The 26011-nt window shown below is 71.8% G+C and carries 26 protein-coding genes; 18 read left to right on the forward strand and 8 right to left on the reverse strand.

Annotation, left to right across the window (positions count from 1 at the left end):
• Position 1 precedes the first annotated feature (1 nt).
• Positions 2–1954, reverse strand: coding sequence for an NHL repeat-containing protein (locus tag ETD85_RS14750; RefSeq protein ID WP_138690263.1), 1953 nt, complete (start codon positions 1952–1954; stop codon positions 2–4).
• Between the two features lie 519 nt (positions 1955–2473).
• On the opposite strand from ETD85_RS14750, the gene ETD85_RS14755 reads away from it, so the two are divergent.
• The 13 genes from ETD85_RS14755 (at position 2474) to ETD85_RS14815 (ending at position 15279) form a co-directional block, all read left to right on the forward strand.
• Entirely contained in the window at positions 2474–3085 is a 612-nt protein-coding gene (locus ETD85_RS14755) for a hypothetical protein (protein WP_138690264.1), read from the forward strand.
• Positions 3086–3243: 158 nt separating this feature from the next.
• Positions 3244–4227 carry a phosphotransferase enzyme family protein gene (locus ETD85_RS14760; protein WP_170246674.1) on the forward strand — a complete coding sequence of 328 codons (984 nt, stop codon included), beginning with the start codon at positions 3244–3246 and terminating at the stop codon, positions 4225–4227.
• Positions 4228–4275: 48 nt separating this feature from the next.
• On the forward strand, positions 4276–4644 hold the full coding sequence (locus ETD85_RS14765) for a metalloregulator ArsR/SmtB family transcription factor (protein WP_138690266.1): 369 nt from the start codon (positions 4276–4278) through the stop codon (positions 4642–4644).
• Positions 4641–5165, forward strand: coding sequence for an SRPBCC family protein (locus ETD85_RS14770; protein ID WP_138690267.1), 525 nt, complete (start codon positions 4641–4643; stop codon positions 5163–5165). Before ETD85_RS14765 ends, ETD85_RS14770 begins: the two co-directional genes overlap by 4 nt.
• Before the next feature lie 33 nt (positions 5166–5198).
• The gene (locus tag ETD85_RS14775; protein ID WP_138690268.1) at positions 5199–6170 is read left to right on the forward strand and encodes an NAD(P)-dependent alcohol dehydrogenase; all 972 of its coding nucleotides are present in this window, start codon (positions 5199–5201) and stop codon (positions 6168–6170) included.
• Positions 6171–6186: 16 nt separating this feature from the next.
• Complete coding sequence (locus tag ETD85_RS14780) at positions 6187–8301, forward strand: protein kinase domain-containing protein (protein ID WP_170246675.1); 2115 nt, start codon at positions 6187–6189, stop codon at positions 8299–8301.
• Between the two features lie 138 nt (positions 8302–8439).
• The gene (locus ETD85_RS14785) at positions 8440–9285 is read left to right on the forward strand and encodes a poly(ethylene terephthalate) hydrolase family protein (RefSeq protein ID WP_138690270.1); all 846 of its coding nucleotides are present in this window, start codon (positions 8440–8442) and stop codon (positions 9283–9285) included.
• A gap of 362 nt (positions 9286–9647) precedes the next feature.
• Positions 9648–10373: a transporter substrate-binding domain-containing protein gene (locus tag ETD85_RS14790; RefSeq protein ID WP_138690271.1), complete on the forward strand. Its 726-nt coding sequence runs from the start codon at positions 9648–9650 to the stop codon at positions 10371–10373.
• 12 nt (positions 10374–10385) lie between these two features.
• Entirely contained in the window at positions 10386–11258 is an 873-nt protein-coding gene (locus ETD85_RS14795) for an amino acid ABC transporter permease (RefSeq protein WP_138690272.1), read from the forward strand.
• An 11-nt stretch (positions 11259–11269) separates the two neighbouring features.
• The gene (locus ETD85_RS14800) at positions 11270–12019 is read left to right on the forward strand and encodes an amino acid ABC transporter ATP-binding protein (protein ID WP_138690297.1); all 750 of its coding nucleotides are present in this window, start codon (positions 11270–11272) and stop codon (positions 12017–12019) included.
• Positions 12020–12030: 11 nt separating this feature from the next.
• Positions 12031–13236, forward strand: a complete 1206-nt coding sequence (locus ETD85_RS14805; protein ID WP_138690273.1) for an aminotransferase class V-fold PLP-dependent enzyme — start codon at positions 12031–12033, stop codon at positions 13234–13236.
• Between the two features lie 19 nt (positions 13237–13255).
• Positions 13256–14038 (forward strand): IclR family transcriptional regulator, encoded by a 783-nt coding sequence (locus tag ETD85_RS14810; protein ID WP_170246677.1) that lies wholly within the window; start codon positions 13256–13258, stop codon positions 14036–14038.
• Positions 14035–15279, forward strand: coding sequence for an amidohydrolase family protein (locus ETD85_RS14815; RefSeq protein WP_138690275.1), 1245 nt, complete (start codon positions 14035–14037; stop codon positions 15277–15279). The genes ETD85_RS14810 and ETD85_RS14815 overlap by 4 nt, the downstream gene beginning before the upstream one ends.
• On the opposite strand, the gene ETD85_RS14820 is transcribed toward ETD85_RS14815, so the two are convergent.
• The 6 genes from ETD85_RS14820 to ETD85_RS14845 form a co-directional block, all read right to left on the reverse strand.
• Positions 15266–16051 carry a class I SAM-dependent methyltransferase gene (locus ETD85_RS14820; protein ID WP_138690276.1) on the reverse strand — a complete coding sequence of 262 codons (786 nt, stop codon included), beginning with the start codon at positions 16049–16051 and terminating at the stop codon, positions 15266–15268. The two genes, ETD85_RS14815 and ETD85_RS14820, sit on opposite strands and share 14 nt — an antisense overlap.
• A gap of 86 nt (positions 16052–16137) precedes the next feature.
• Positions 16138–17073: a sensor histidine kinase gene (locus tag ETD85_RS14825; protein WP_138690277.1), complete on the reverse strand. Its 936-nt coding sequence runs from the start codon at positions 17071–17073 to the stop codon at positions 16138–16140.
• Positions 17070–17417: an STAS domain-containing protein gene (locus tag ETD85_RS14830; RefSeq protein ID WP_138690278.1), complete on the reverse strand. Its 348-nt coding sequence runs from the start codon at positions 17415–17417 to the stop codon at positions 17070–17072. The genes ETD85_RS14825 and ETD85_RS14830 overlap by 4 nt, the downstream gene beginning before the upstream one ends.
• A 208-nt stretch (positions 17418–17625) precedes the next feature.
• Complete coding sequence (locus ETD85_RS14835; protein WP_138690279.1) at positions 17626–18903, reverse strand: cytochrome P450; 1278 nt, start codon at positions 18901–18903, stop codon at positions 17626–17628.
• A gap of 10 nt (positions 18904–18913) precedes the next feature.
• Complete coding sequence (locus ETD85_RS14840; protein WP_138690280.1) at positions 18914–19105, reverse strand: ferredoxin; 192 nt, start codon at positions 19103–19105, stop codon at positions 18914–18916.
• Positions 19102–19719: a TetR/AcrR family transcriptional regulator gene (locus ETD85_RS14845; protein ID WP_138690281.1), complete on the reverse strand. Its 618-nt coding sequence runs from the start codon at positions 19717–19719 to the stop codon at positions 19102–19104. The genes ETD85_RS14840 and ETD85_RS14845 overlap by 4 nt, the downstream gene beginning before the upstream one ends.
• A 399-nt stretch (positions 19720–20118) precedes the next feature.
• Here ETD85_RS14845 and ETD85_RS14850 point away from each other — a divergent pair, with 399 nt between their 5' ends.
• Positions 20119–22272 carry a sensor histidine kinase gene (locus ETD85_RS14850; protein WP_240779151.1) on the forward strand — a complete coding sequence of 718 codons (2154 nt, stop codon included), beginning with the start codon at positions 20119–20121 and terminating at the stop codon, positions 22270–22272.
• Positions 22269–22919, forward strand: a complete 651-nt coding sequence (locus ETD85_RS14855; RefSeq protein WP_138690282.1) for a response regulator transcription factor — start codon at positions 22269–22271, stop codon at positions 22917–22919. Before ETD85_RS14850 ends, ETD85_RS14855 begins: the two co-directional genes overlap by 4 nt.
• 23 nt (positions 22920–22942) lie before the next feature.
• Here ETD85_RS14855 and ETD85_RS14860 read toward each other — a convergent pair whose 3' ends face one another.
• Positions 22943–23563 (reverse strand): hypothetical protein, encoded by a 621-nt coding sequence (locus tag ETD85_RS14860; RefSeq protein ID WP_138690283.1) that lies wholly within the window; start codon positions 23561–23563, stop codon positions 22943–22945.
• 238 nt (positions 23564–23801) lie between these two features.
• Between ETD85_RS14860 and ETD85_RS63095 the strand changes: the two genes are divergently transcribed.
• Genes ETD85_RS63095 through ETD85_RS14870 form a run of 3 tightly spaced genes read left to right on the forward strand, consistent with a single transcriptional unit; the run spans position 23802 to position 26004 of the window.
• Entirely contained in the window at positions 23802–23972 is a 171-nt protein-coding gene (locus tag ETD85_RS63095; protein ID WP_170246678.1) for a hypothetical protein, read from the forward strand.
• Between the two features lie 56 nt (positions 23973–24028).
• Positions 24029–25009: an MvdC/MvdD family ATP grasp protein gene (locus ETD85_RS14865; protein ID WP_138690284.1), complete on the forward strand. Its 981-nt coding sequence runs from the start codon at positions 24029–24031 to the stop codon at positions 25007–25009.
• Positions 25006–26004 (forward strand): TIGR04500 family putative peptide maturation system protein, encoded by a 999-nt coding sequence (locus ETD85_RS14870; protein WP_138690285.1) that lies wholly within the window; start codon positions 25006–25008, stop codon positions 26002–26004. The genes ETD85_RS14865 and ETD85_RS14870 overlap by 4 nt, the downstream gene beginning before the upstream one ends.
• Positions 26005–26011 lie beyond the last annotated feature (7 nt).

The raw sequence follows: 26011 nt of genomic DNA on the forward strand, positions 1-26011 counted from the left end.
CTCAATCCCTCTCTGTGCTGATCCGGATCAGGTCCCGCCCGCGCAGGGTGTAGAGGCCGCAACCGCGGGGGTCGGCGGCGAGCTTGGCCCCGTCGAACCAGTCGCCGGCCAGCCCGTCCGCGATCGTGCGGGCGGTGAACGTGCGCAGGTCCATCCGGTAGACCCGGTCTCCCCTGCTGACGGCCTCGCCCGAGACGCCGTACACGGTGCCGCCCTGGACCACGAGCTGGCCGCCGTAGGTGCCGACCCGCACGGTCCTGGTCACCTTCCTGCGTACGGGGTCTACCTCGAAGAACACCCCGGTGTCCGACACCCCGTAGATCCGCCCGTCCAGGCGCGCGACGCCGGCGAGGTAGGCCGCGCCCTCGACCGGTTCGAGCTGCCAGCGCAGCTCGCGGGCGCGCAGGTCGTAGGCGGCCAGGCGGGCGGTGGTGGTCTTGGGCGGCAGGCCGAAGCCCTCCTGGATGTACGTGCCGAGGTAGGCGGTGCCGCGCTCGGCGGTGACGGAGTAGACGCTCTGCCCGGGCACGACGGGCCGCCGCACGTCGAGCTCGCCGGTGTCCGGGTCGTAGAGCGACAGGGCGCCGCCCTCCTGGCCCGGCTCCGGCTGGGTGGCGATCACGATCGTGCCGGTACGCGCGTCGTAGGCCATGTCACGTGGCCGGTCCTGCCGGTTGCCGATCCTGGCCAGCAGGTCCGCCGTGTCCGAGCCCGGCACGTGGCCGTACAGCAGCGCCTGGGTGTAGACGCCCATGTACACGCGGCCGCCGGCCTCGACCATGGACTTCGGCTCGCCGGGCACGCCGATGCGCCGGGAGCCGCCGGAGGCGTCGTGGACCTGTACGCCGCCCTTGCCACCCGCGTAGACGTAGCGGCCGTCGGAGAAGACGTTCATCGGCTGCTCGGGACCGGCCCTGAGGCCGCGGGCGACCAGGTTGCGGTAGTCGAGGTCGCCGCCGGCCGGGTCGTAGGAGAACACCGCGCCGTCCTGGACGCCCCAGATCTTGCCGTCGTGCGCGACCAGGGCCGGCGTCCCCGCCTCCGGGTAGGGCACCCCGAGCGTCTCCACCTGGCCGGTGCCGAGGTGGTAGCGGTACAGGGCGCCGGTCGGGCGGCCGGTGAAGTAGACGTGGTTGCCGAGGAAGGCCACGGAGGTGACGTACTTCTCGCCGGGCACGCTCGCGATCCGGTAGTCGCTCGGATCGGCCTTGTTCAGCACCAGCAGCTCGCCCTGCGAGGAGATGCCCATCGCCAGGTGGGTGGTGCTCATGGCCATGCTCGCCACGAAGTCGCGGGTCGCGAGCTCGGGCGGCAGGATCTCCTTCTTCGCGCCGGTGGCCCGGTCGATGGCGACCAGGTGGGCGTGCGCGCCGACGCCCGCGTAGACCGTGTCCGCGTCGGCGGCGATGCTGCGGACGTACTGCTCGCCCGGGCTGGCGACGCCGAGGTCGCGGGTGGCGCCGGTCGCGGGGTCGTACTCGGCCACCCGGCCCGTCTCCGACATGCCGAGGTAGACCTTGCCGTCCGGAGAGGCGGCCAGGTTCCAGATGAAGTGGTCGTCGAAGGAGGCGACCTTGGTGACCTGGCCGGAGAGCGTGTCCAGCTTGTACAGGTCGGAGGGGACGTGGGTGCCGATGTAGACGTCGGTGCCGACCTTCGTCATGGCCCAGGCCCCGATGCCGGTGGGGATGTCGTGGTGGGCGGTCACCCGGTCGGCGGTGACGTCGTACGCGCCGGCCACGTTGGGCGAGAGCCCGCGGGTGACGACGTAGAGGGTGTCACCGACGAACTCCGCGTTGCCGAGGGCGTTGGTGACGCTGGCGGGGCCGAGGGAGGTGATCGTGCCTTCGGCGGGGCCGCAGCGGGAGGTGGCCGCTTGCGCGGCTAGGGGCGGGCCCGGCAGGGCCAGGCAGAGTGCGGTGGTGAGGACGATCAGCCGGCGTAATGAGTGCATGCGGCCCCCGACGGGATCAAGAGATTACGGCCTGAGCTGGAATAGCAGATCTCCGAGGAGCTGCCTCCCAGATCGCTGGTAACGGTCATGACCGTAATAACTTGATCGCGATGCTGTCAACAGCCGTCCGGCCGGTGGGAGCGCGGGGGCCGCCGGCGCCCGGTCTCACTCCCGGAGGCGCCCGAGTGTGACGGCAAGTGCGGAGCCGGTCGCCGCCACGCAATTGTCCCGGCCGCCAAACTTGGGCTTGACCTCGTTTCCCGATGCGCGGCGACTCGGCAATTGTCGCCTCCTTTGACGATGAGTACCCTTCGCCGTGGCGTTGCGGTCGCGACCAGCGCCGATGTGCCTGGCGACGACGGCCTTGAGTCGAGGGAGGAAATTCCTGGGGTTCCCATTTTTGGCCTGCGACGTGTCGCCGGAGGCCATCGGGCAAGGTTTTTTGCCATGTGGAAGAATCGAAAGTCTGCCAATGGTGCCCATATTCCGCACGACCCGGAAATGCCGCAGGAAATACCGATGTATGCACATTCATCGCGGCTGCCCGACGTGCCGCGCGAGCGCCGCCCCGGCTTCGCGCTGCTCGGCGTCCTGCTCGTGCTGGCGGGGGCGGTCGCGACCGTCGTGAGCGCGATGCGGGCGGGCGAGCGTACCGAGGTCATCACCATCAGCCAGCGGCTCGGGGCGGGGCAGCCGATCCCCCTCGCCGCGATGAGCAAGCGGGAGGTGGCGCCGGTGGGCACGTACCTGCCGTGGTCCGAACGCGAGCGGCTGGCGGGCACCGTCACGACCGTGACGATCCCGCCCGGCACCCTGCTCACCCGGGCGATGACCACACCCGCGGCCACCGAGCACGTGCCCGGCAAGGCCCGGGTCGGGCTGCTGCTCGGGCCCGGGCAGATCCCCGACGGCCTGGCGGCCGGCGATCGCGTGCAGATCGTGCACGTGCCGAGGACCGCCACGGCCGGGCAGAGCCGGGTGCTCGTGCCGAACGCGCGCGTGGACGGCGTCGCCAAGCCGAACGGGCCGGACAGCGGGCGGGTGGACGTGATGGTCGACGGCACCCTCTCGCCGCAGATCGCCGAGTACGCCTCCAAGGGCGAGATCGCGGTCAGCGAGCTCGGCACCTGACGCCTTCGCGAACCCTTTCCGTCGCGGCGACCCGCCCGTCACGCCGGGACGTCCGGGCCCAACCCTGCTATGCCTGGACAACCCGGGCATAAACGGTTTCCCAGCCGGGGTGCCCGCGCACCACACTGGTCGGGGGATGCTCGGCGAGAGGGCTGATCGTGGTCGATGACCTGGTCGCGCACGTGCGGGACGCGTTCGGGTGGGGAGACGCGGACGTTGTGGTGTCCGCGGGCCCGCGCGGTGCGCTGGGGCAGATCTGGCGGCTGGACGTCGGCCCGGCCAGCTACGCGCTCAAGGAGATCTTCGCCGAGCCGCCGTCGGAGGCACTGGTCGAGGCGGAGCTGGCGTTCGCGCGCCGGGCCGCCGCGTCGGGGGTGCGGCTGCCGGCGAGCCACTCCGACCGCGAGGGCCGCCACCTGCTGACCGCGCCCGGCGGGACGCGGCTGCGCCTGTACGACTGGCTCGACCTGCGACCGGTCTCACCGGCCGCGCCGGCCACGCCGCAGCTGCTCGGGGCGCTGCTCGCCCGCCTGCACCGCTGCGCTCCCGCCGCGACCGCCGAACCGGACGGCGGCCCGCCCGACCGCTGGTACGACCGCGTCCCCGCCGCATCCGATTGGGCTGAGGTGACCGGGTCGGACGCCGCCTGGGCCGCGCAGGTCGCCGCCGTGGCCGCCGCGGTGCCCGAGCTGTGCGCGGCGGTCGCCCCTGCCGACCCCGCCGGGCTGGTCGTCTGCCACCGCGACCTGCATCCGGAGAACGTCCTGGCCGGCGAAGACGGCGCGCTGGTGGTCGTCGACTGGGACAACCTCGGCCCGGCCGCGCCCGGCAGGGAGCTGGCCAGGGCGCTGTTCGACTGGTTCTACGAGGACCACGTCGCCGACCTGGGCGCCATGGGACGCATGTACGAGGCGTACGTGCGCGCGGGCGGCCCCGGCCGCGTCACCGGACCGGCCGACTTCTCGATGCTGCTGGCCTCCCGGATGAACTTCCTGCTGGTCCAGTCGCGCGTCGCGATCGACCCGGAAGCCGAGCCGCGCCACCGCGAGTGGGCCGAGCGCGAGATCGATGAGACCCTGCGCCTCCTGCCGACGGCCCGGCAGCTCGCCGACGTGCTGGAGCTGGCCTGCCGCCATGAGTGAGCCGGCGGCCGGTTGCCGAACGCGTAACCTACAGGTTACGCTTTCCGGGTGGACGGGGCAGCGGCGGCGATCGCCGATCCGGTGCGGCGGGAGATCCTCGTGATGCTGCGCGACGAGCGCCTGCCCGCGGGCGAGATCGCCCGCCGGTTCGCGATCAGCAGGCCCGCAGTGAGCCGCCACCTGCGCGTTCTGCGTGAGAGCGGGCTGGTGCGTGACGAGCTCGTCGGCAGGCAGCGCTTCTACGTGCTCGACCCCGAGCCGCTCGGTGAGCTCGTCGAGTGGCTGAGCGGGCTCGTGCGGCAGCCGTCGGGCTGGGAGAGCCGCTTCGACGCCTTGGAGACCGAGGTCTACCGGACCCGCCGCGACCGCCGCGCGCAGCGCGACACGACCCACGACGACAGGGAGAACATCGCATGAGCCTCATACCGACCGGACGGCTCTTCCGCACGGGCGCGGGCAGCGATCTCGTCCTGCGCCGGACGTTCCGCGCGTCCGCCGAGGACGTGTGGGCCAGCGTGTCCGAGTCCGAACGCACAGCCCGCTGGTTCGGGCCCTGGGAGGGCGTCGCCGCCCCCGGCCGGACGATCAAGGTGCAGATGGCGTACGAGGAGGGGGCGCCGTGGTGCGAGATGCGCGTCGACGCGTGCGAGCCCCCGCACCGGCTGGCCCTCTCGATGGCGGACGGGCACGGCAACTGGCGGATGGAGCTGCTCCTGCGCGAGACGGACGGCGTGACGGAGCTGGAGTTCGTGCACCATCTCGACACCGAGGAGGGCGTCGGCGAGGTGGGCGCGGGCTGGGAGTACTACCTCGACATGCTCGTGACCGCGAGAGAGGGCGGGGCCAGGCCGGATTTCGGCGACTACTACCCGGCGATGAAGCCGTACTTCGAGAAACAGCGGGAAAACGACGAGCGCCGAACGCCGGGCGAGTACTGAATTCGATCTTCTTATGATCGCTACAATTCAGGCATGAAGGCAGCAGTCCGCGCCAGATATGGTCCGCCGGACGTGGTCAGCGTCTCGGAAGTGGCGCGACCTTCGGCCAGGGACGGTGAGCTGCTCGTCAAGGTCCACGCGACCACGGTCAATCGCACCGACTGCGCGTTACGCGCGGCCAAGCCGTTCATCTGGCGGCTCTTCGCCGGGCTCGTCCGGCCGAAGCTGGCGGTCATCGGCACCGAGTTCGCGGGCGAGGTCGCGGCGGTGGGCGCGGGCGTCACGTCGTACAAGGTCGGCGACAAAGTGTTCGGGTACAACGACGAGACCTTCGGTGCCCATGCCGCTTATATGACGATTTCGCAGGACGGCAAGCTCGCGATCATGCCGGACGGGCTGAGCTACGAGGAGGCCGCCCCCAGCACCGAGGGGTCACACTACGCGCTCACGATCCTCAGGGTGGCGAAGGTCCGCGCCGGGCACGACGTGCTCGTCTACGGCGCGACCGGGGCCATCGGCTCGGCGGCCGTGCAGCTCCTGCGCGACCTCGGCGCCACCGTGACCGCCGTCTGCGACACGAAGGGCCTGGAGCTGGTCAGATCTCTGGGCGCGAGCCGGGTCGTCGACTACACGGCCGAGGACTTCACGAAAGACGAGCAGCGATACGACGCCGTCATCGACGCGGTCGGCAAGACCTCGTTCGGCCGGTGCCGGCGGCTGCTGAAGCCGCGCGGGGTCTTCCTGGCCAGCGATGTGGGCCCCTGGTCGCAGAACGTGTTCCTGCCGCTCGTCACCCCGCTGCTCGGCGGGCGGAGAGTGCTGTTCCCGCTCCCGCGGAACGACCCGGGGATGGCGCGGCACTTCAAGGAGCTGATCGAGTCAGGGGCGTTCAAGCCGGTCATCGACCGCCGGTATCCGCTGGAGCAGATCCTTGAGGCGTATCGGTACGTCGAGACAGGCCAGAAAATAGGAAATGTCGTGATCAGCGTCGATCATTCAGACTAGGACGCTCATGGCGCAGATGTCGGCGAGATCGTATGCGAAGGCCCTTCTCCAGGAAATCGAGGGCCGGAGTGGAGAGCGGCAGACGGCCAGGCTCGCGGAACAGGACGAGGACACCGTCCAGAAAGGCGCCGAGACCTTTCTCAACGACATCCTCGACCACATCTCGAATTACGAGATGGAGCACCGCGCCGATTTCCTGTCGGCCTGCGACGAAGCGCGGCTCAGGATCGCCGCCGGCCAACGCGACTCGTCGCTCTACGGCGTCATGTCGCTGGTCTGCCTGACCCTCAAACTCCTCGACCGCCGTTTCCAGTCCCCCGACCAGGAGGCGCAGCGGGAGGCCGACGAATACTGCACAGCGCTATTCGCCGATCCGCAGATCAAGAAGGCCATCAGGCTGGTCTACCGGCCCGCGGGCCACGCGGCCGACTCCAGCGAGGCGCGCACGTGGGACGACCTCGATTTCGGCACCCTCGAATATCACAAGGCCGGCACGACGTCGTTCATCCTGAAGGGCCGCATGAGCCGGGCGGTGAACGAGGCGGGATCCCGGCCGGCCCTGGCCGTGAAATGCGTCCTTTTCCCGTGGAACAAGCTGGCCGCCATCGCCAGGGCCACCGACGCGTACGCGGCCACGTACGGCGGCGACGAGCTTACCTCCGTGATAGTCAAACCCATCGCGTCGTCGGACCGCTGGGTCATCATGCCGTTCCAGCCGGGAAACACCCTCGGCGAGCACATGTCGGATTTCGCCGCGGGAGGGCCGAGCATGGCCGCCCGCCTGGAAAAGGCGCACGACATCGCCGCGAAACTCACCGCCGCGCTCCACCTGCTCGCCGGCGGCGCTCCGGTGGACGCCAACAATCCGCAGCACCAGCACCTCGACCTGTCACCGAACAACGTCATACTCGACCGCGAGACCGGCGAGTTCCGCCTGATCGACCTGGGCGTGAACCATCTCTACAGCCGCCAGGTCGGCATCGCCGAGCACGACGACTCCGTCTACATCGCTCCGGAGATCAAGAACAGGCGGCCGGAATCCGTCACCGCGGACGCCTATTCGCTGGGCATCATCCTGATGGAGATCGTGGCCGGCAGCCCGCCCCGGGACGGCCGCACTCCTGAGGAGATCTGGACCACCAGCCCCATTCTCGGCCGGGTCCTGGAGGACCTGATCGACGAGCGCCCGGAACGCCGCCTGCTGCTCGGCCCGGCCGAGCGGGGTTTCACGTTCGACGACCTGCGCGTGCACCTCGATTTCCATTTCTCCCTGGTGCGCCAGGAATCCGAGGCGAAGGACGACCATTTCTCCCGGCCGTTCGCGAAATACGCGCCCACGTCACGGGAGGTGGCGACCCAGTTCAAGCAGGTGATGAAGTGGCGGCGGCTGGGCGACCACCGGCCCAGGCACGAGGAATACCTCCTGCTGTTCTCGGTGATCGCCACCGCGTCCTGGTGGTTCATCGCCGCGAAGACCGCGCTGCTCAAGCTGGACGACCTCGTCGCGGGCGAGCTCGACCTGGCCGCGTTCGCCGCCGACGCGGGGCTGGCGGCCAACATCGTCGCCTTCTGCCAGGGGCTGGTGGCCGCGAAGTACTACCAGACCGTGCTCGCCAGGCTCTCGGTCAAGGAGATACCGGGCAGGCTGGCCCGGACGACCGAGCTTCTCATGCGTTCCATGGCGATCGTCGCCGTTCCGACGACGATCCTGTCCACGTTCTGGGCCGGGCTGTACTGGATCTGGCCGTGGACCTGCGCGGCCGGCGCCCTCGCGGTGGCGGCCTGCAACGGCATCACCCTGCGCCTGGCGACGCAGACCGTACGGGCCTCCAGCAGGGAGTTCTCCACCGTTCCCGAGCCCGGCAAGGTCTTCGCCCGCGGCTTCGAGCAGTGGTGGTGGACGATGCTCATCTACGCCGTCACGATCGTCATCATCGCCGGCGGAGTCGCCGCCGGGCTGCTCAAGGACATCTGGGCGTACGTCTTCATCCTCGTCGTCATCACGATAGGCGTGCACTACGTCAGCAAGTGCGTGGGCGCGGGGCCCGCGGTGCGCGGCAGCCTCGCGCGCGCCTTCTTCGGCGGGGAGCGCCTGGCGATCCTCGCGCGGCGGGAGCAGGCACACGGCTGAGCCGCGGCACCAGAATGCATTACCTATACATGACGACCGGCATCGGTAATATCACCAGTTTCGCCCGCCATCCGTTGATTGCCTTCTGACGCCTGTGCGACGGTCACGGCACCGAGCCGACCCGACTCAGGAGGTTTCATGAAGCTCAAGCGGCTCATCCGGGGCGTCGCCACGGCGGGCGCCGGGATCGTGGTGGCAGGCGCGCTCCTGGTCGCACCGGCCGCCCCCGCGCACGCGGCGCCCGGCGGCTCCGGGCCCTATCCGGCCGACTACGAGACCACCCTCCGCCTGCCCCGCCACACCGTCTACCGGCCCGCGAGCCTGCCCACCGGCCTCCGCCTGCCCATCGTGGCCTGGGGCAACGGCGCCTGCCGGGCCGACGGCACCCTGTTCGAGGTCTTCCTCAAGGAGCTGGCCTCCCACGGCTTCCTGGTCATCGCCAACGGCCGGCCGGGCGGCACGGGCAGCACCGACGCGCAGATGCTGATCGACGCCGTGGACTGGGCCGTCGCGGAGAACAGCCGCCTCGGCAGCCGGCTCAGGGGCCGGATCGACACGACCAAGGTCGCCGTGATGGGCCAGTCGTGCGGCGGGCTGGAGGCGTACGAGGTGTCGGACGACCCGCGCGTCACCACCACCGGCATCTGGAACAGCGGCATGCTGAGCGACGCCGACAACGGGCAGCTCGCCCGCCTGCACGCGCCGATCGGCTACTTCATCGGCGGGCCCAGCGACATCGCCTACGAGAACGCCATGGACGACTGGGGCCGCCTGCCCGCCGGGCTGCCGGCGTTCATGGGCAACCTGGACGTCGGCCACCTGGGCACGTACTCGCAGCCCAACGGCGGCGAGTTCGGCCGGGTCGGCGCGGCGTGGCTGAAGTGGCAGCTCAAGGGCGACGCGGCGGCGAAGGCGATGTTCGTCGGGACGGGCTGCGGGCTGTGCTCCGGCCCCTGGCAGATCATGCGCAAGAACCTCACCTGAGCGCGACCGCCCAGCCGGGTCCGTGACCAGCGCGCGGTCACGGACCCTCCCTTTTCGGACAACCGTAAACATTGACCGCGGACGACCTTCTCTAATAACGTCCCTCTCTGCGATACATCGTCTCTCTCACAGAGACTCATCTAGGGGATGTGAAGCACGTGAAAAGGGTGCAGTTTGCCGCCGCGGCACTGGCGTCAGTGGTTTCGCTGGCCGGTTGTTCGACGCCCACCGACGCCCCGCAGGGCGGGCAATCGACCGGGGGCGCAAGCCTCGAACAGGCTGACACCTTTTCCCAGATCCAGCCGGATCCGCAGGTCCAGGCCCTGCTGCCGGCCGATCTGCGGCAATCCAAGAAGATCACGATGGTGCTCAGCGCCGGGGCGCCGCCCACCTCGTTCGTGGCCGGCGACGGCAGGACGAGCCTCGGGCTGAACGCCGACATAGGCCGGGCGCTGGCCCGGGTGATGGGGCTGGAGCCGACGCTCGTGTCCATCCCGCTCGACGGCATCATCCCCGGCTTGCAGTCCAAGAAGTACGGCATGGCGCTGGCCTCGATGTCGGCGAGCCCCGAGCGGCTCGAAGTGCTCGACATGGTGGCCTTCACCAAGGGCGGCTCGGCCGTCGCGGTGCCATCGGGCAACCCCGAGAAGCTGACGTCGAAGACGCTGTGCGGGCTGCAGGTCGGCGTGGCCGTCGGATCGTTCCAGGCCACCACCCGGCTGCCGAAGCTCAGCGAGGAGAGCTGCGAGAGCCAGGGCAAGCCCGCCGTTAAGGGCGTCGAGCTGCCCGACCAGAGCCAGGTCCTGCAGGCCATGGCGAGCGGCCGGGTGAAGGCGGTCATGGCCGACGGCCCCGTGCTCGGCTACGCGCAGAAGACGCAGGGCGCCAAGTTCGAGGTACTGAAGGACGAGTCCAGCCTGACCTCCACGGGCGGCATGGCCGTGATCAAGGGCAGCGAGCTCACCGAGGCGCTGGTCAAGGCGATGGAGGTGCTGCACGGGCGGCCCGAGTACCAGCAGATCTACGACAAGTGGGGCATGCCCGGCTACGCACTGCCCGCCGCCGAGCTGGGCCGGCTCAAGGGCTAGGCGAGCGTACCCGTGACTGTCACCGCAGGGCCCGCGCGGCGGGCCCGCCGCGAACCCAGGCCGAGCCCGTGGCGCTACGCCGCCATCGCCGTGATCATCCTGGTGGTGCTGACGCTGCTCGACGCGGCGATCACCAACCCCAACTTCGGCTGGCCGACCGTCGGGCAGTACCTGTTCAGCGCCGTGATGCTGCGCGGCCTGCTGCTCACCCTGGAGCTGACCGCGGTCGTCATGATCGTCGGATCCGTGCTGGGCGTCATCCTGGCCGTCATGCGAACCTCGGCCAACCCGTTCGTGTCCAGGGCGGCGTGGGGCTACATCTGGTTCTTCCGCGGCACGCCGCTGCTGATCCAGGTGATCTTCTGGTTCAACATCGCGGCCCTGTTCCCCCGGATCGAGCTGGCCGTGCCGTTCGGGCCGACGCTGGCGGGCATCGACGCCAACGCGCTGGTCACGCCGTGGACGGCGGCGGTGCTCGCGCTGTCGCTGAACGAGGGCGCGTACATGGCCGAGATCGTCCGCGGCGGGCTGCTCGGCGTGGACCGCGGCCAGTACGAGGCGGCGCAGGCGCTCGGCATGCGGCCGGGCAAGGTCTTCGGGATCGTCATGCCGCAGGCCGTGCGGACCATCATCCCGCCGACGGCGAACCAGCTCGTCACCACGTTCAAGAACACCGCGCTGGTGAGCGTCATCGGCCTGGCGGACCTGCTGCACAGCGCCCAGGTCGTGTACGCGCTCAACTACCAGACGATCCCGCTGCTCATCGTCGCGGCGTTCTGGTACCTGCTGCTCACCTCGCTGCTGAGCTACGTCCAGTCGCTGCTCGAACGCAAGTACTCCAAGGGGTACGCCCCCCGCTCCCGCCCCGTCGCCAAGGAGGCCTAGTGGACTCCCCCATGATCGTGATGCACGGGATCCGCAAGCGGTTCGACTCCGTGGAGGTGCTCAAGGGCGTCGACTACTCGGTGGCCAGGGGCTCGGTGAGCTGCCTGATCGGACCGTCGGGGTCGGGCAAGTCCACCCTGCTGCGCTGCGTCAACGGGCTGCAGCTCGCCGACGAGGGCGAGGTCTGGGTGGACGGCGAGCTGATCGGCCTGCGGGTGGACGGCGACCACGTCGTGCCGCTCCCGGAGAAGGAGATCGCCGACCAGCGCCGCCACATCGGCATGGTCTTCCAGCGCTTCAATCTCTTCCCGCACATGACCGCCCTGGAGAACGTCATGGCCGGGCCGCTGCGGGTCAGCGGCGCGGGCAGGGACGACACCAGGCGCCTGGCACTGGCGCTGCTGGACCAGGTCGGGCTCTCGGCGCGCGGCGACCACTACCCCAACGAGCTGTCCGGCGGCCAGCAGCAGCGCGTCGCCATCGCCCGCGCGCTGGCGATGCGGCCCAAGGTCATGCTCTTCGACGAGCCGACGTCCGCGCTGGACCCCGAGCTGGTGGGCGAGGTGCTGGCCGTCATGCGCGACCTCGCCGCCGAGGGCATGACGATGATCGTGGTCACGCACGAGATGGGCTTCGCCCGCGAGGTCGCCGATCACGTGTGTTTCATGGACGACGGCGTCATCGTCGAGGAGGGCCATCCGGACACCGTGCTGACGAACCCGCGGACGGCACGGGCCCGAGAATTCCTGAAGCGAGGCTGACGTACATCTTGATGATCGACATCGACCGCGTCCGCGACGACACGCCGGGCACCCGGGACCTCGTCCACCTGAACAACGCGGGCTGCGCGCTGCCGCCCGCCTCCGTGCTGGAGACGACGGTGGACTATCTGCGGGCCGAGGCGGCGCGCGGCGGATACGAGACGCAGCGGGAGCGGGCCGGGCAGCTCGCGGCGACGTACGACTCGCTCGCGGCCCTGATCGGCGCCAGGCCCGCGGAGATCGCGCTGGCCGACAACGCGACCCGGGCCTGGGACATGGTCTTCTACGGCCTGCGGCTCGGCCCCGGCGACCGGATCCTCACCTGCCGCTCGGAGTACGGCAGCAACGCCATCGCCTACCTGCAGCAGGCCGCCCGCACCGGCGTGGAGGTACGGGTGATCGGCGACGACGACAGCGGGCAGATCGACCTGCGGGAGCTGGAGAGGGAGCTGGCGCGGCCGGGCGTCCGGCTCGTGTCCATGACGCACATCCCCACCCAGGGCGGCCTGATCAACCCGGCCGCGGCGGTCGGCGCGCTGGCCTCGGCCGCCGGCGTGCCGTTCCTGCTGGACGCCTGCCAGTCGGTCGGGCAGCTCGATCTCGACGTCGCCGAGCTCAAATGCGACGTGCTGACCGGGACCGGCCGCAAATACCTGCGCGGCCCGCGCGGCACCGGGTTCCTCTACGTGCGTGAGAGCGCGATGGAGCTGTTCGAGCCGGCCGTGCTCGACAACGGCTCGGCCGTCTGGACCTCCCCGACCACGTACGAGATGAGCAAGGACGCACGCCGCTACGAGACGTGGGAGAAGAACTACGCGGCCGTGGCCGGGCTCGGCGCCGCCGCCGACTACGCCCTGAGTCTCGGCACGGCGGCCATCGAGGCGCGCGTGCTCGCCCTGGGCGAGCTGCTACGGCGCACGCTCGCCGGCATCGACCGCGTCCGCGTCCACGACCTGGGCGGCAGCCGGTGCGGCATCGTCTCCTTCACGGTGGACGGCCTGGCGCCCGAAGACGTCAAGAGCGCCCTGGCCGCCGAGCGGGTCAACGTCAGCGTGTCCAGGTCCACCTCCTCGCAGTGGGACCTGCCGGCGCGCGGCCTGACCGGCGTCGTGCGCGCCTCGGCGCACTACTACAACACCGAGCAGGAGATCGCGTACGCCGGTTCGCTGGTGGAGCGGCTCGTGGCCGACAATGGTCCCCATGATCCACGGGACTGATGGGCGCTTGGAGGAAGACGTGACAGACGAGCCCGCCAAGCCCGCGGCGTTGCAGGGCGTCGACCGGGTCCTGACCGTGCTGGAGGCGTTCGCCGGTCAGGCCGAGTGGCGCGTGTCCGACCTGGCCAAGCACCTGGGCATGCACAAGGCGGTGACGCACCGGATCGTCCGGTCCCTGGAGGCGCGCCACTACCTGGAGCAGGCCGAGGCCAGGGGGTCCTACTCGCTCGGTCCGGCCGCCGTGGCGCTCGGCCGCGCCGCCGGGCGGCGCGCCCCGCGTACGGCCGCCCGCCGGCACCTGATCAGGCTGGCCGAGCAGACCGGCGAGGTCGTGCTGTTCTACACGCTGCGCGGCCACCGCTACGTCTGCGTCGAGCGGCTCGACATCAACGCGGAGACCGCCGTCACCGTGGAGATCGGCGACACGATCGGGCTGAACGCGGGAGCGGGCAAGACCCTGCTGGCCTACCAGGACGAGCGTTTCCTGCAAGAGGTGCTGGCCGCCCCGCTCCCCCGCTACACCGACCGCACCCCGACCGACCCGGACGCCATCAGGGACAGCCTCGCCAGGATCAGGGCGGAGGGCGTCTGGGTGAGCGACGGGGAGATCACGCCGCACACGGTCGGCGTGTCCGCGCCGGTCTGGGACACCGAGGGCGAGGTCAGATACTGCGTCTGCGTGACCATGCTGGACCGGCGGGTGGACGAGCGGCGGCTGGCCAGCGTGTCGGCGGCGGTGCAGGACACCGCGACCGCCGTGTCGCAGAGCCTGGGCTATCGCGAGGGGGGAACGGAACGATGACCGAGCACAAGGCGATCCCGGATCGGGGCGAGGGGCGGGTGACCGCGTACCGGGCGGCGCGGGCGATCACCGACGTCGCCTCGGGGACGGTCGTCGAGGACGCCACGGTCGTCGTCCGGGGTGATCGCATCCTCTGGGCGGGCCGCACCGCCGACAGGCCCGGCCACTTCGCCGGCGAGGGCGGCCTAGCCACCGTGGAGCTCGGGACGCGGACCCTGTTCCCCGGGCTGATGGACGCCCACGTCCACCTGGCCTTCGACGCGGGGAGCGATCCGGTCGCGACCATGCTGGCCCGCGACGAGCCGGCCCTGATCGACTCGATGCGCACCTCGGCCAGGCAGCTCGTGGAGAGCGGCGTGACCTTCGCCAGAGACCTCGGCGCGCCCGGCGGCCTGGCCGCGCGGATCCGCGACGAGATCAGGGACGGCAAGACGCCCGGCCCGCGCATGATGGTCGCGGGCCGACCGCTGACCCGGCCGCGGGGCCACTGCTGGTTCATGGGCAACGAGATCGGCGACCCCGGCCGGGCCAGGCGCGCGGTGCGCGAGGAGATCGAGGCCGGCGCCGACCTGATCAAGGTGATGGTGACCGGCGGCCGCATGACGCCGGGCACGGATCCGGTGCGGTTCGAGGTGTCGCCCGAGGCGCTCGCGGCGGTCGTGGACGAGGCGCACCTGCTCGGCGTCACCGTCGCCGCGCACGCCCTGTCCACCGCGGGCATCCGGGCCGCGGCCGCCGCCGGGGTCGACTCCGTCGAGCACGGCACGTTCATCTCGCCGGAGGGCGGCGACGGCTACGACGAGGCCGTGGTGCGGGACCTGGTGGCGGCGGGCGCGGGGGTGTGCCCGACGCTCGGGCTCGCGGGCGCGCACGCCCATCCCATCCCCATCGAGATCCGGGGCGGCTGGGTGGCCATGCTGCACGCGGCCGGCGTGCCGATCCTGGCCGGGACCGACTCGGGCATCCCGCGCCACCCGCACGTCGGCGGGGTGGTGGACGGCCTGGAGGGCATGATCGCCGGCGGGCTCTCCGCGCGTGACGCGCTGATGGCGGCCACCGAGACCGGGATGCGGGCCGCCGGCCTGGACGGCGCCGGGGCGATCAAGCCGGGCTATCTGGCCGACCTGATCGCCGTGGACGGGGATCCGCTCGCCGACGTGCGCGCCCTGCTCGACCCGCCGTTCGTGCTGGCCGGGGGCCGCGTGGTCAAGGAGCCGGCGCTCCCGCTCAGGGGCGTATGACGATCTCGAGATATTCGAGCGGCATGAGCAGCGTCTCGCCATCGGTGTTCAGCCCGTGGACCAGCTCGGTCAGGTCGGCGACGAGCGACTCCCGCCCGGCGGCGTCGAGGGCCTCCAGCGCCACCACCGTGGGCCCGTACGTCTCGCACCACGCCCGCACGTGCTCCTCCGGGCCGGCGAACCGCCACCACAGCTCGCGCGGCACGGCCTCGATGCCGGCCTCGGGGCCGAACAGCTCGCGCAGGCCCTCGATCGTCCCCCAGCGGCTCTCGGGCCTGGTGCCGGGCGGCGGAGTGACGTACGCGGCGTTGAGCGCGAGCATCCGGCCCATGTAGCCGGACGGCGTCCAGCAGGCGAGCGCGATTCGGCCGCCCGGCCGCACCACCCGCAGCAGCTCGGCGGCGGCCCGCTCCTGGTCGCGGGCGAACATCACCCCGAACGTCGAGGTGACGAGGTCGTAGGAGCCGTCGGGGACCGGCAGCGCCTCGGCGTTGCCCTCGATGAAGTCGATCTCCAGCGCCTCGGCCTCGGCCCGCCGTCTGGCGTGCGCGAGCAGCTCGGGCACCAGATCGACGGCGGTGACCCGGGCGGCGCGCCGGGCCGCGGCGAGCGCCACGTTCCCGGTGCCGGTGGCCACGTCGAGATGCGACTCCTGCGCGCGCAGCCGCGCGGCCTCGCACAGGAGCTCCGCGGCGAGCACGAAGCGCGCGCCGACGAACCGGTAGTCGCCGATCGCCCAGGTCCTGCGTTGCAGCGTGTCCCGCTCGCTCAACGAATCCTCCCCGGCGACCCGGCGCGATGATCGATTGCTCCCAGTCTGCCGTACCGCCGCCCCCGCGGCCAGGGCCCCGGATGGGGTCAGGCGCGGGCCAGGTGGAGGCGGAGCTGGGTGCCGTCCTCGCCCGTACGGATCTCCAGCAGCTCGCACAGCTGGCGCACGATCCACAGGCCGTGGCCGTGGCCCGCGGTCGGATCGGGCGGCAGGTAGCCGGGGTACGGAATGTCCATCCGCCCGGGGTCGGTGACGTCGCAGACGACGGTGTCCTCGTCGGCCCACAGCAGGATCCGGCCGTGCCCGCCGCCGTGGTGGACGGCGTTGGTGACGACCTCGTTGACCACCAGCACCAGCCGGTTGACCTCCTCCGCGCCCAGGCCCAGCTCGATCGCGTGCGCGCTCAGGCGCCGGCGCATCCGGTGCAGGTGGACGTCGAAGTGGATCTCCATCACCGTGCCCGCCGGCTCGGGCAGCGGCTGGTGGTCGATGGCGCAGGTGAAGGCGGCCGGGTCGGTGTAGGCGGGGCTGTGGTGCGTACCGGTGCCGGTCACCAGCGACGGGTGCGTACGCCGGGCGTCGGCGGTGATCCGCTCGGGCAGCACCCGCTCGTCATAGGGGCACACGACCCAGACCGGGCTCCCGGCGAAGGCGGCGTTGATCACCGACTCGTAGCGGGTCCACTCGGCCTCGGCCACCGGGTCGCGGCCGGCCCAGATCGGCTCGCCGATGATGCGCACGCGGGGGTGGAAGGGCCTGTGCGCGTCCACGTAGCGGTTGTAGGCGGCCAGCGTCCGGCCCGGCGCGTCGTACCAGCTCCGGGCGGGGACGAACTCCACGTCCGCCGCGGCCGGGCCCAGCTCGCCGGCGAGCAGGGCGAGGTTGGTCTCGGTCGTCACGGCCAGGATCTTGTCGCCGGCGGCCAGCCCGTCCAGGCAGAAGCCGGTCAGCGCGGCCGGGAACGCCTGGTCGCTGTCATAGAACAGCGCCTGGTGGACCAGCTCGGGCGTGGCGGTGTTCATGGGCGTCCAGCCTCCTCCAGAACCAGGCCGAAGACCCCGTCCCACCCCGCGAGGCGGACGACCTTGGCCATCGCGGGGGCCAGGCGGCGGACCCGCAGACGCCGGCCGGCGGGCAGCGACAGGGCGACGCTCACGAGCTCGCGCAGCCCCGCCACGTCGATGAACTCCACATCCGCCATGTCCACGACGACATCGCCTTCCCGGCCGGTGGCGCACATGAGAGCCGACCGCCAGGCCGGGCTCGTCGTACGGTCGATCGAGCCCTCCAGGCGCAGCGTCAGGCTGCCGTCATCGGCGAGCACGGGGAAGACGCACAGCGATCCGTCGTGGAACAGGGCATCCATCCGCACGTCCTCGGTCCGCTCCGGCAGGGGCCCAGGCCCGGTGACCAGCCTCAACCCGGTGCGCCGATGAACCCGTTGCCGGCCTCGGCGACGATCGGATGCGGCCAGGCCGGCCCGGCGGCTCTCGACACGGAGACACTACCGCGTCCACATGTCATGAAATATGGCGAAAATTGAAGAATTCTGTCTCCCCCGTCCTGCTTGCCCCCTACGGCCACACTATGCGGAGCGGCAACGTGCGTGGCCCGCGTACCTGACCCGTCGCCCAGGTCACCGCCGCCGGGTCGGCGAGCGTGAAGTCCGGGATCCGCTCCAGCCAGACCTCCAGGGCCACCCGCAGCTCCATGCGCGCCAGGTGCGAGCCGACGCAGCGGTGGATGCCCAGGCCGAACGCGGCGTGCCGGTTGACCTCGCGATCGATGACGACCTCGCCCGCCCGGTCGAACTGCGCGGGATCGCGGTTGGCGGCCGGGAACGACAGCAGGATCCAGTCGTCGGACTTCATGTCCACGCCGTTCCAGTGCATGTCCTGCTTGACCAGCCGGGCCATGGTGACCGGCGCGTACGCCCTGAGCAGCTCCTCCATCGCGGTCGGCAGCAGGCCGGGCTCGCCGGCCAGGCGCCGCCGGTCGGCGGGCGTCTTGGCCAGGTGCCACAGGGACGCGCCGATCGCGCTCCAGGTGGTGTCGATGCCCGCGATGAGCAGCAGCGCCATCGTGCCGGCCACGTGGGACGGCTCAAGCTTGCGCCCGCCCAGCTCGGCGTTGATCAGATAGGTGGTCAGGTCGTCGCGCGGGTGGTCGACGTGGTCGCGGATCTGCGCGAGCAGGTAGTCGAACAGCTGCTCCGTACGGGCCAGGCGTTCCTCCGGCGGCAGGTTGACGCCTTCGAGCGCGCTCTCGATGAACCCGCGGAAGCTCGGCCCGTCCTCCGCCGGGAAGCCGAGCATGTCGGCGATGACCCGCATGGGGATGTGCTGGGCGTAGTCGTGGGCGGCGTCGACGACCTCCTTCCCCTCCATCGCGTCGATGAGGGCGTGGCAGAACGCCCGGGTGGCCTCTTCCCGCTTGGCGACCGCGTTCTTGGTGAAGGCGGGCAGCAGCAGCTTGCGCGCGTGGTGGTGGAAGGGCGGGTCGGAGGAGATCGGCGGCACGCCGCCCACCGGCGCCAGCTCCTTGGGCGGCCGGAAGTTGCTCATGATGATCGCCCGCGAGGAGAAGTGCTCGGTGTCGTAGGCGATGGCCGCGACGTCCTCGTAGCGGGTCGGCAGCCACGCCCCGCCGAACCGCTCGGTGTGCGCGATCGGGCAGCTCTGGCGCAGCTCGTCCTGGATGGGGTACGGGTCGGCCGCCCACTCGGGCTCGGCGTGGGAGAAGTCTGTCGCCCAGTCCGCGACCGGCCCGGTGATGATCTCGTTGCGGGTGCCGAGCGGCCGGTCCTTCTGCGCCTCCTGGAAGTCCCGGCTGAAGCGGTCGTCGACGGTCATGCCACGCCTCCTAGAGTGCCTCGATCGCATGTTCTGGACAGTTGGAGACCGCCAGTCGCGCCGTGCGCTCCTGGTCCTGCGGCACGATGCCCTCGCCGAGCACCTGACCGTAACCCTCGTCGTCCTCGCCGAACAGGCCGGGCGCGAGGTCGTAGCAGCGTCCGTGCCCCTGGCAGCGCCCGGAGTCGATCTGCACCTTCACTGGGGTGCTCCCCTCTGTGCTGTTGTGTCGGTGGGGGCCAGCGCGCCGACGACGCGGGCGAGCAGCGCGCTCCACTCGCCGTCGTCCACCGCCCGCAGCGCCGGCGTGACCAGCGCGCTGCCCATCGCCAGCAGGAGGCAGAAGTGGGCGACCGCGTCCGGCGACAGCGCGGGATCGATCTCGTCCCCCGCCTGGGCGACCCGGACGAGTGCGGCGAGCCAGTCGGCCCGCTCGCCGGCGTAGTCGCGCATGGCTCGCGCGACCTCCTCGTCACGGCGGGCCGCGACCATCGCCTCGACGATGAGGTGCCCGCAGGCCTCACGGCGTCGGGGCAGCCGCCGGCCGACGACGAGCAGCAGGTCCGCGATCGACCGGTCGGGATCGGCGGCGAACAACGTGGCCAGCAGCCGCGGCCCGTGCGCCCGCAGCGCGGCGACCAGCAGCTCGGCCTTGGACCCGAAGTGCGCGTACAGCGCGCCGTTGCTCACCCCGGCGGTCGCGGCGATGTCGCTCACGCGGGTGCCGTCGTAGCCTCGGGCGGCGAACACGTCGGCGGCCGCCTGGAGCAGCCGGTCACGGGTTTCTGCGGCGGTCACGCCTGCGATGCGCCCCATGAACGAATTAAAAAACCGTTCATTTGCTACGTCAAGGGCTCCACTTGCCCGGACTCATCCTGTCTGACGGCTTTGAAGACGACAGTCCGTCACGGCAACCGGAAGCAGACGTGGAAGCGCGTCATCGAAGTTGGCAGTAGCGGCGTGTACGGCAGGAGGTTCAACCCGAAAGATGGCGGCGGTCTTGCCCAGACGGCTGGCGCTGGTGGTGGCACCGGCGTGAGGTGCGTGCGCGCGGTTCGGATCGCCTCCGTGCCGATCAGCATTCACCACAAAGAACATCTTGGGGCGAGCGAAGCCGGACGACCCCGGCAGGACAGCGGCCGGGACAGGTGACCCGGCCGGGAAGGGACACCGCTCCCATGTGCTGCCGGGGATCTCTGTGACAATCTGGGCGGCGTGCCCGACCCTCCCGCCGACAGCCGCATCCCGGTCCCGCCGGATCAGCGCGCCCCTGCCACCCAGGATGCTTCCGCCGCGGCTCGCCCGGACGTCATGTGGCGGGCGTCCACGACCGCGGCCGATCGGCGGCTCGCGGCAGGGGCGCTGGCGCTCGCCGCGTTGTCCGTCCTGTCCGCCGTGGCCGCCATCTGGATCGACGTGGCGACGGGGACGGTCACCCGGCCCGAGCCGCTGGACTGGGCCGTGTGGGGGTCCGCGGTCCCCGCCGTGGCCCTGGCGATCGCCGGAGGCGTGCTGGCGGTCCGGGTGCCGCGCCATCTCATGACCTGGCTGCTGATCGTCGGAGGGGTTGTGTCGGGCGTGAACGGCCTGGCCGGCGCGTACGCGGTGCTGTCGCTGACCCGGCACGGCGGCGCGCTCCCGCTGACCCCGGCCGCCGTATACGCCGGCGCCCGGCTGGGACCGCTGCTCAACCTGCTGCCGCTGCTCGTGCTGCTGTTCTTCCCCGACGGACGCCTGCCCTCGCCGCGCTGGCGGCCGGCCGCCTGGCTCTCGCTCGGCGCGACGACCCTGACAATCGTGGTGTTCCTCGGCGTCCCCTGGCGCCTGGAGTCGTCCGGCGGCCACTGGCCCGGGATCGACGCGCCGCTCCCCCCGATCCCGGACGCGGTGTGGCGCGCGGGGACGGCGCTGGCGCCCGCCCTGCTGGTGGTGAGCCTTCTCATCTCGGTGGCGACGTTCGCGTGGCGGTTCAGGGGCTCGCGGGGCGCGCTGCGGGCGCAGTTGCGCTGGATGTCGCTGGCGGCGTTGCTGAACGCGATCCTGATCGTGGTGCCCGCCGTGGTGACCGGGCTGCCACAGGACTTCGCGTTCGTCGCCTCCCTGGTGGCGCTCGCCGCAGCGGTCCTGATCGCGGTGAGCAGGTACCGGCTCTACGACATCGACCCGCTGCTCGGCTGGGCCCTCCTGTACGGCGGCCTCGCGCTGGCCGTCGTCGCGGTCGACGTGCCGATCTTCGCCGGGCTGGGGGCGCTGATCGGCGAGCCGGAGGCGGCCGTGCTGGCGGCGGTCGCGGTGGGCGTGATCTACGCCCCGCTGCGGGAGCGGGTGCGGCGGTGGGTCGACCGGGTGCTGGCCGGACGCGCCGAGCCGTACGAGGTGGTCTCGGCCCTGGCCCGGCGGCTGGAGGAGTCGGCCCGGCCGGAGGAACTGCTGCTGCAGGTCGCCAAGGCGGTGTCGGCGACGTTCGGCTCGCCGTACGCGCGGGTCGAGCTGGACCGGGCGGACGGGCGGACCGTCATCGTGGAGCACGGCGTCCCGGCCGGGGACGTCGTGGTGCTGCCCTTCGCCTACCGCGAGGCGGCGATCGGCCGGCTCGCCCTCGTGCCGCGCCCCGGCACCTGGCCGGCCGAGTCCGATCAGCGCCTTTTGGCCGACGTCGTCCGCCAGGCCGCCGCCGCCATCCGCGCGACCGCGCTGACCGAGGAGCTGCAGCACAGCCGCGAACGCCTGGTCACCGGCGTGGCCGAGGAGCGGCGGCGCCTGCGCAGGGACCTGCACGACGGGCTGGGCCCCACGCTGGCCGCCGCCGCGCTGAAGGTGCAGGCCGCGCACAACCTGCTCGCCCGCGACACCGACGCGGCCCGCGAGGCGCTGGAGCAGGTCAAGACGGACCTGGGCACCATGCTCGGCGACGTCCGGCGGCTCGTGCACAACCTGCGGCCCCCGGCTCTCGACCAGTTCGGCCTGGCAGGTGCGCTGCGCCACGAGGCCGCCAGGTTCCGCGACGGCGGCCTCGCCGTCCAGGTGGAGACCGAAGGTGAGCTGGCGGCGCTGCCGGCCGCGACCGAGGTGGCGGCGTACCGGATAGTCTGCGAGGCTCTCACCAACGTCGCCCGGCACGCGGGCGCGGCCACCTGCCACGTGCGCGTCGCCGTGGCGGGCGACGAACTGGAGGTCGAGGTGACGGACGACGGGCGCGGGCTGCGGCCCGGCGCGGTGGTCGGGGTGGGGCTGGTCGGCATGCGTGAACGGGCGGAGGAGCTCGGCGGGCGCTGCGCCGTCGCGGCGGGCGACGCCGGCGGCACCCGCGTCCACGCCGTCCTGCCCGCCTCCCCCGCACTGCCGTCTGAGGCGGTGGCCGCGCCGTGACGCCCCGCGTGCTGCTGGCCGACGACCATCCGGTCTACCGCGACGGTCTGAGGATGATGCTCCACTCCACCGGCGAGGCCGAGGTGGTGGGCACCGCCGCCGACGGCGAGGAGGCGGTCGCCGAGGCCGTACGGCTGCGTCCCGAGGTGGTCGTCATGGACCTGCGGATGCCCCGGCTGGACGGTGTAGCGGCGACCGAGCGGATCACCGCCGGTTGCCCCGGCACCCACGTCCTCGTGCTCACGATGCACGAGGACGACGAGAGCGTCTTCGCCGCCATGCTGGCCGGCGCCCGCGGCTACCTGCTCAAGGGCGCCGACCAGACCGAGATCCTGCGCGCGATCACGGCGGTGGCCAGCGGCGAGGTGATCTTCGGGCCCGCGCTGGCCGAGCGGGTGACGCGCTACTTCGCCAGGCTCGCCACCCTGCGCCCGCCGGTCGAGAAACCGTTCCCGCAGCTCACCATGAGGGAACGGGAGATACTCGACCTCATCGCGACCGGCCTGTCCAACCGGCTGATCGCCGAGCGCCTGTCCCTGTCGCCGAAGACGGTGCGCAACAACGTCTCCAACGTCTTCGCCAAGCTGCAGGTCGCCGACCGCGCCCAGGCCATCATCCAGGCCCGGCAGGCCGGCCTCGGCCAGTGACGGGCGTGCCGCCCCGCCGCTGATCAGAGGGTGGGGCGGGCGGCGAGGCGTACGCCGAGGTGGGCGTGCACGCCGAGCAGCCAGGCCGCGCTGACGTACACCGAGACCACCGAGCCGCCGGTCAGGTCGGCGATCACGGTCACCGGGAACCAGGCGCCCGCGAGCAGCGGCAGCCAGCGGACGGCGCCCCGGTAGCGGCCCTTCACCGCGATGACGACGCCGAGGACCAGCATGCCGAGCTGGCCGAGCGGCCAGCAGGCGTCCAGGATCATCAGTGGCAGCGGGAAGTCGTCGTGGCGGGCGTAGCCGAAGGACAGCGCGTTGAGCAGGAACGCCCCGGCCAGCACCACCAGCAGGCCATGGGGGATGATCCGCGTCCAGCCGTCGCCGGCGCCTCGGGTGGCCGACACGAGCCGGACGAAGGCGAGCAGGCCCGCGACGAACACCATCCCGGTGATGGTGTCGAGGTCGTGGATGCCGTCCTTGATTCTGTCTCCCACGATGACCGTGGAGACCGCCCAGGCGGTGGCGCCGGCGGCCAGGAGCAGCCCGGTGGCCCGGACGTGGCCAGGACGCGCCGCCGGGCGCGCGGGCGGAAAGGTACCGCTGGGGTCGACGCTGCTGGGGACGATGCGCTCGGACACTGTCGTGACTCCTTCGTAGCCGGACGATGGCAGCACGATCCCCGCCGGGCGTCCCGGGCGGCCAGGGAGCGGAGCCACGCGCGCCGTCACGGCTTGACCTCGCGCGGCCCGGGACACCGGCCCCGCCCTCCGCGGGCAGCATCGGGACTCCGCACTCTGGGCGCCCGGGACGCCCGGCGTGAATGATCTCGTCCTGTCCGGAACACGAAAGATCGTTACAGGGGGAGGTGTAAGAAGAATGAGCATTCGCTTGGACGACCTCGACAGCGCAGCCGAGCTGCCCGAGGACGCGTTGGACGCCATCGTCGGCGGCGCGGAGCGCCACGTCAAGATGTGCCTGTGGACCGCCAGCAGTCACCTGGGGCAGACCGTCGACAGGCAGGACCACATGACCGTAGTCGTGCTGTAGAGGAGGCGGCGTGGCCGCGTCCCGCGGGCACGCCGCCTCTGACGATAGGAAGTTCGTTGATTCTCATCCTCAGCGGCAAGGACGACGACTCGGTGGAGATGGTCGTCCCCGAGCTCGTCAGGCGGGACGCCGAGTTCCTGTGGTGGGACCCGGGCGACTACCCCGCCGGCGCCGCGATCAGCTCGCGCCTGACCGGCGGCTCCTGGCGGCACACCCTGCGCGCCGGCGGCCGTGCATACGACTGCTCCCGGTTCACCACGATCTGGAACCGCCACCCCACCCGTCCGCGCGCGCCCGGGGTCACCGACGACGGGCACCGGCGCTACGTCGAGAAGATGGCCGCCATCCTGCTGCAGGGGTGGGAGCACACCCTCGCGGGCCGCTGGCTGCCGGCCAGGAGCCTGGACGTCTTCCGCACCCAGAACAAGCTCGTCAACCTCGGCGTCGCGGCGGCGCTGGGCTTCACCACCCCCGACACCCTCGTCACCAACGACGGCGAGGACCTCATCCCGTTCTGGGAGGAGGCCGGCGGCGAGCTGATCGCCAAGGAGGTGGAGTTCGTCGAGTTCCAGGTCGACGGCGAGGACCACTCCCACTACACCACGCCCATCACCCGCCGCCGTCTCACCGACAGGCACCGCCTGGCCCTCTCGCCCGCCATCCTCCAGCCGTACGTCAGGAAGGCCGTCGAGCTGCGGATCACGGTGGTGGGAGAGCGGGTGTTCGCCGCCGAGATCCACTCCCAGGGGTCACGCGCGACCCGCTACGACTACCGCCACTACGAGCAGACGTTCTCCACGTACGCGGTCCACCGGCTGCCGGCGGAGGTCGAGCGCCGCTGCCTGGAGCTGACCGCCGCGCTCGGCCTGCACTACGGCTGCATCGACGTGATCCTCACCCCCGAGGGCGAGTACGTGTACCTGGAGATCAACCCCGCCGGACAGTGGGGCTGGATCGAGAGCGCCACCGGCCTGCCCATCTCCGCCGCCATCGCCGACTGGCTCACCGCCACAGAACACCCGGGTGAATCCGCATGACCAGTACCTTCGCCGCCACCCTTACCGAAGCCGTGGACCTGCTGCGGGCGCTGCCGCGCCGCCGCGACGGCGTGCCCGAGGCGCGGCGGGCCGTCGCCGAGTGGCGTGCGGCCAGGCCCGACGCCCGCGCCCAGCTCGTCGCCGACGTACGGCCGGGCAGCCCCCTCGTCGACTACGACCTCGTGCTGGCCCACCCCGGCGGGGGAAGCGTGGCGCTGACCGCACCGGCCGAGGACGGCGTCCCCTGGACCGTGGACCACTCCACCCACTGGGCCTCCGGCCGGGTCGTCACCGTGGACGGCTACGCCCTGCTCGTCCAGAACGCGCTGCTCACCCTGCGGTCGTGGGCCGGGCGGAGCTCCACCGTCCAGGACGAGCTGATCGATCACTGCATCCTGAGCGACCTGGCGGGCAGGGAGCCCCCGCCCACCCAGGAGGAGCTGCAGCGGGCGTCCGACGCCTACCGGATCAGGAATGGCCTGCACAGCCGCGCCGCGCTGATGGGCTGGCTCGCCGGCGTCGGCCTGAACGAAACGGCCTACGCGCATCACATCGACGGCCTGGCGCTCAAGCAGCGGGTCCGTGCACGCGTCGAGCAGGAGACGGCGCGCGCCTATCTGGAGCGCCACCCGGCCGAGTTCGACCAGGTGTGGGCGTTGTGGGCGGAAGGCCCTGAAGATCGCCTCGCCGCGATGGCAGGCGCGCCCGACCCCGCCGCCGCCCTCCTCCAAGCCCTCGCCTCCCGCGAGCGGATCACCGTCACCACCGCCGACGGCCCCGCCCTCGACCTGCCCGAACCGCTGCACGCCGCCCCCCAGGGCGCCGTCGTCGGCCCTGTCCCCCACGGCAAGGCCCATCTGCTCGGCGTCGTCCGCGAGCGCCGGCCCGCCGATCCCACCGACCCGCGCACCCTCACCGCCGCCGGCCGCGCGGGCTTCGCGGAGTACATGGCCGGGCGGCGGGCCGCGGCCGACATCACCTGGCACTGGCTGTGACCGTGCC

This window comes from Nonomuraea zeae (genome assembly GCF_005889725.1).
Taxonomy (GTDB): Bacteria; Actinomycetota; Actinomycetes; order Streptosporangiales; family Streptosporangiaceae; genus Nonomuraea; species Nonomuraea zeae.

What these genes read in the sequence shown, in the direction of transcription:
- ETD85_RS14755 (WP_138690264.1), top strand. Translation starts at nt 2,474, where the DNA reads ATGTATGCACATTCATCGCGGCTGCCCGACGTGCCGCGCGAGCGCCGC.
- ETD85_RS14825 (WP_138690277.1), bottom strand. Translation starts at nt 17,073, where the DNA reads ATGAACACCGCCACGCCCGAGCTGGTCCACCAGGCGCTGTTCTATGAC.
- ETD85_RS14770 (WP_138690267.1), top strand. Translation starts at nt 4,641, where the DNA reads ATGAGCCTCATACCGACCGGACGGCTCTTCCGCACGGGCGCGGGCAGC.
- ETD85_RS14775 (WP_138690268.1), top strand. Translation starts at nt 5,199, where the DNA reads ATGAAGGCAGCAGTCCGCGCCAGATATGGTCCGCCGGACGTGGTCAGC.
- ETD85_RS14790 (WP_138690271.1), top strand. Translation starts at nt 9,648, where the DNA reads ATGGTGCTCAGCGCCGGGGCGCCGCCCACCTCGTTCGTGGCCGGCGAC.
- ETD85_RS14750 (WP_138690263.1), bottom strand. Translation starts at nt 1,954, where the DNA reads ATGCACTCATTACGCCGGCTGATCGTCCTCACCACCGCACTCTGCCTG.
- ETD85_RS14785 (WP_138690270.1), top strand. Translation starts at nt 8,440, where the DNA reads ATGAAGCTCAAGCGGCTCATCCGGGGCGTCGCCACGGCGGGCGCCGGG.
- ETD85_RS14780 (WP_170246675.1), top strand. Translation starts at nt 6,187, where the DNA reads ATGTCGGCGAGATCGTATGCGAAGGCCCTTCTCCAGGAAATCGAGGGC.
- ETD85_RS14830 (WP_138690278.1), bottom strand. Translation starts at nt 17,417, where the DNA reads ATGGATGCCCTGTTCCACGACGGATCGCTGTGCGTCTTCCCCGTGCTC.
- ETD85_RS14805 (WP_138690273.1), top strand. Translation starts at nt 12,031, where the DNA reads ATGATCGACATCGACCGCGTCCGCGACGACACGCCGGGCACCCGGGAC.
- ETD85_RS14870 (WP_138690285.1), top strand. Translation starts at nt 25,006, where the DNA reads ATGACCAGTACCTTCGCCGCCACCCTTACCGAAGCCGTGGACCTGCTG.
- ETD85_RS14815 (WP_138690275.1), top strand. Translation starts at nt 14,035, where the DNA reads ATGACCGAGCACAAGGCGATCCCGGATCGGGGCGAGGGGCGGGTGACC.
- ETD85_RS14845 (WP_138690281.1), bottom strand. Translation starts at nt 19,719, where the DNA reads ATGGGGCGCATCGCAGGCGTGACCGCCGCAGAAACCCGTGACCGGCTG.
- ETD85_RS14800 (WP_138690297.1), top strand. Translation starts at nt 11,270, where the DNA reads ATGATCGTGATGCACGGGATCCGCAAGCGGTTCGACTCCGTGGAGGTG.
- ETD85_RS14835 (WP_138690279.1), bottom strand. Translation starts at nt 18,903, where the DNA reads ATGACCGTCGACGACCGCTTCAGCCGGGACTTCCAGGAGGCGCAGAAG.
- ETD85_RS63095 (WP_170246678.1), top strand. Translation starts at nt 23,802, where the DNA reads ATGAGCATTCGCTTGGACGACCTCGACAGCGCAGCCGAGCTGCCCGAG.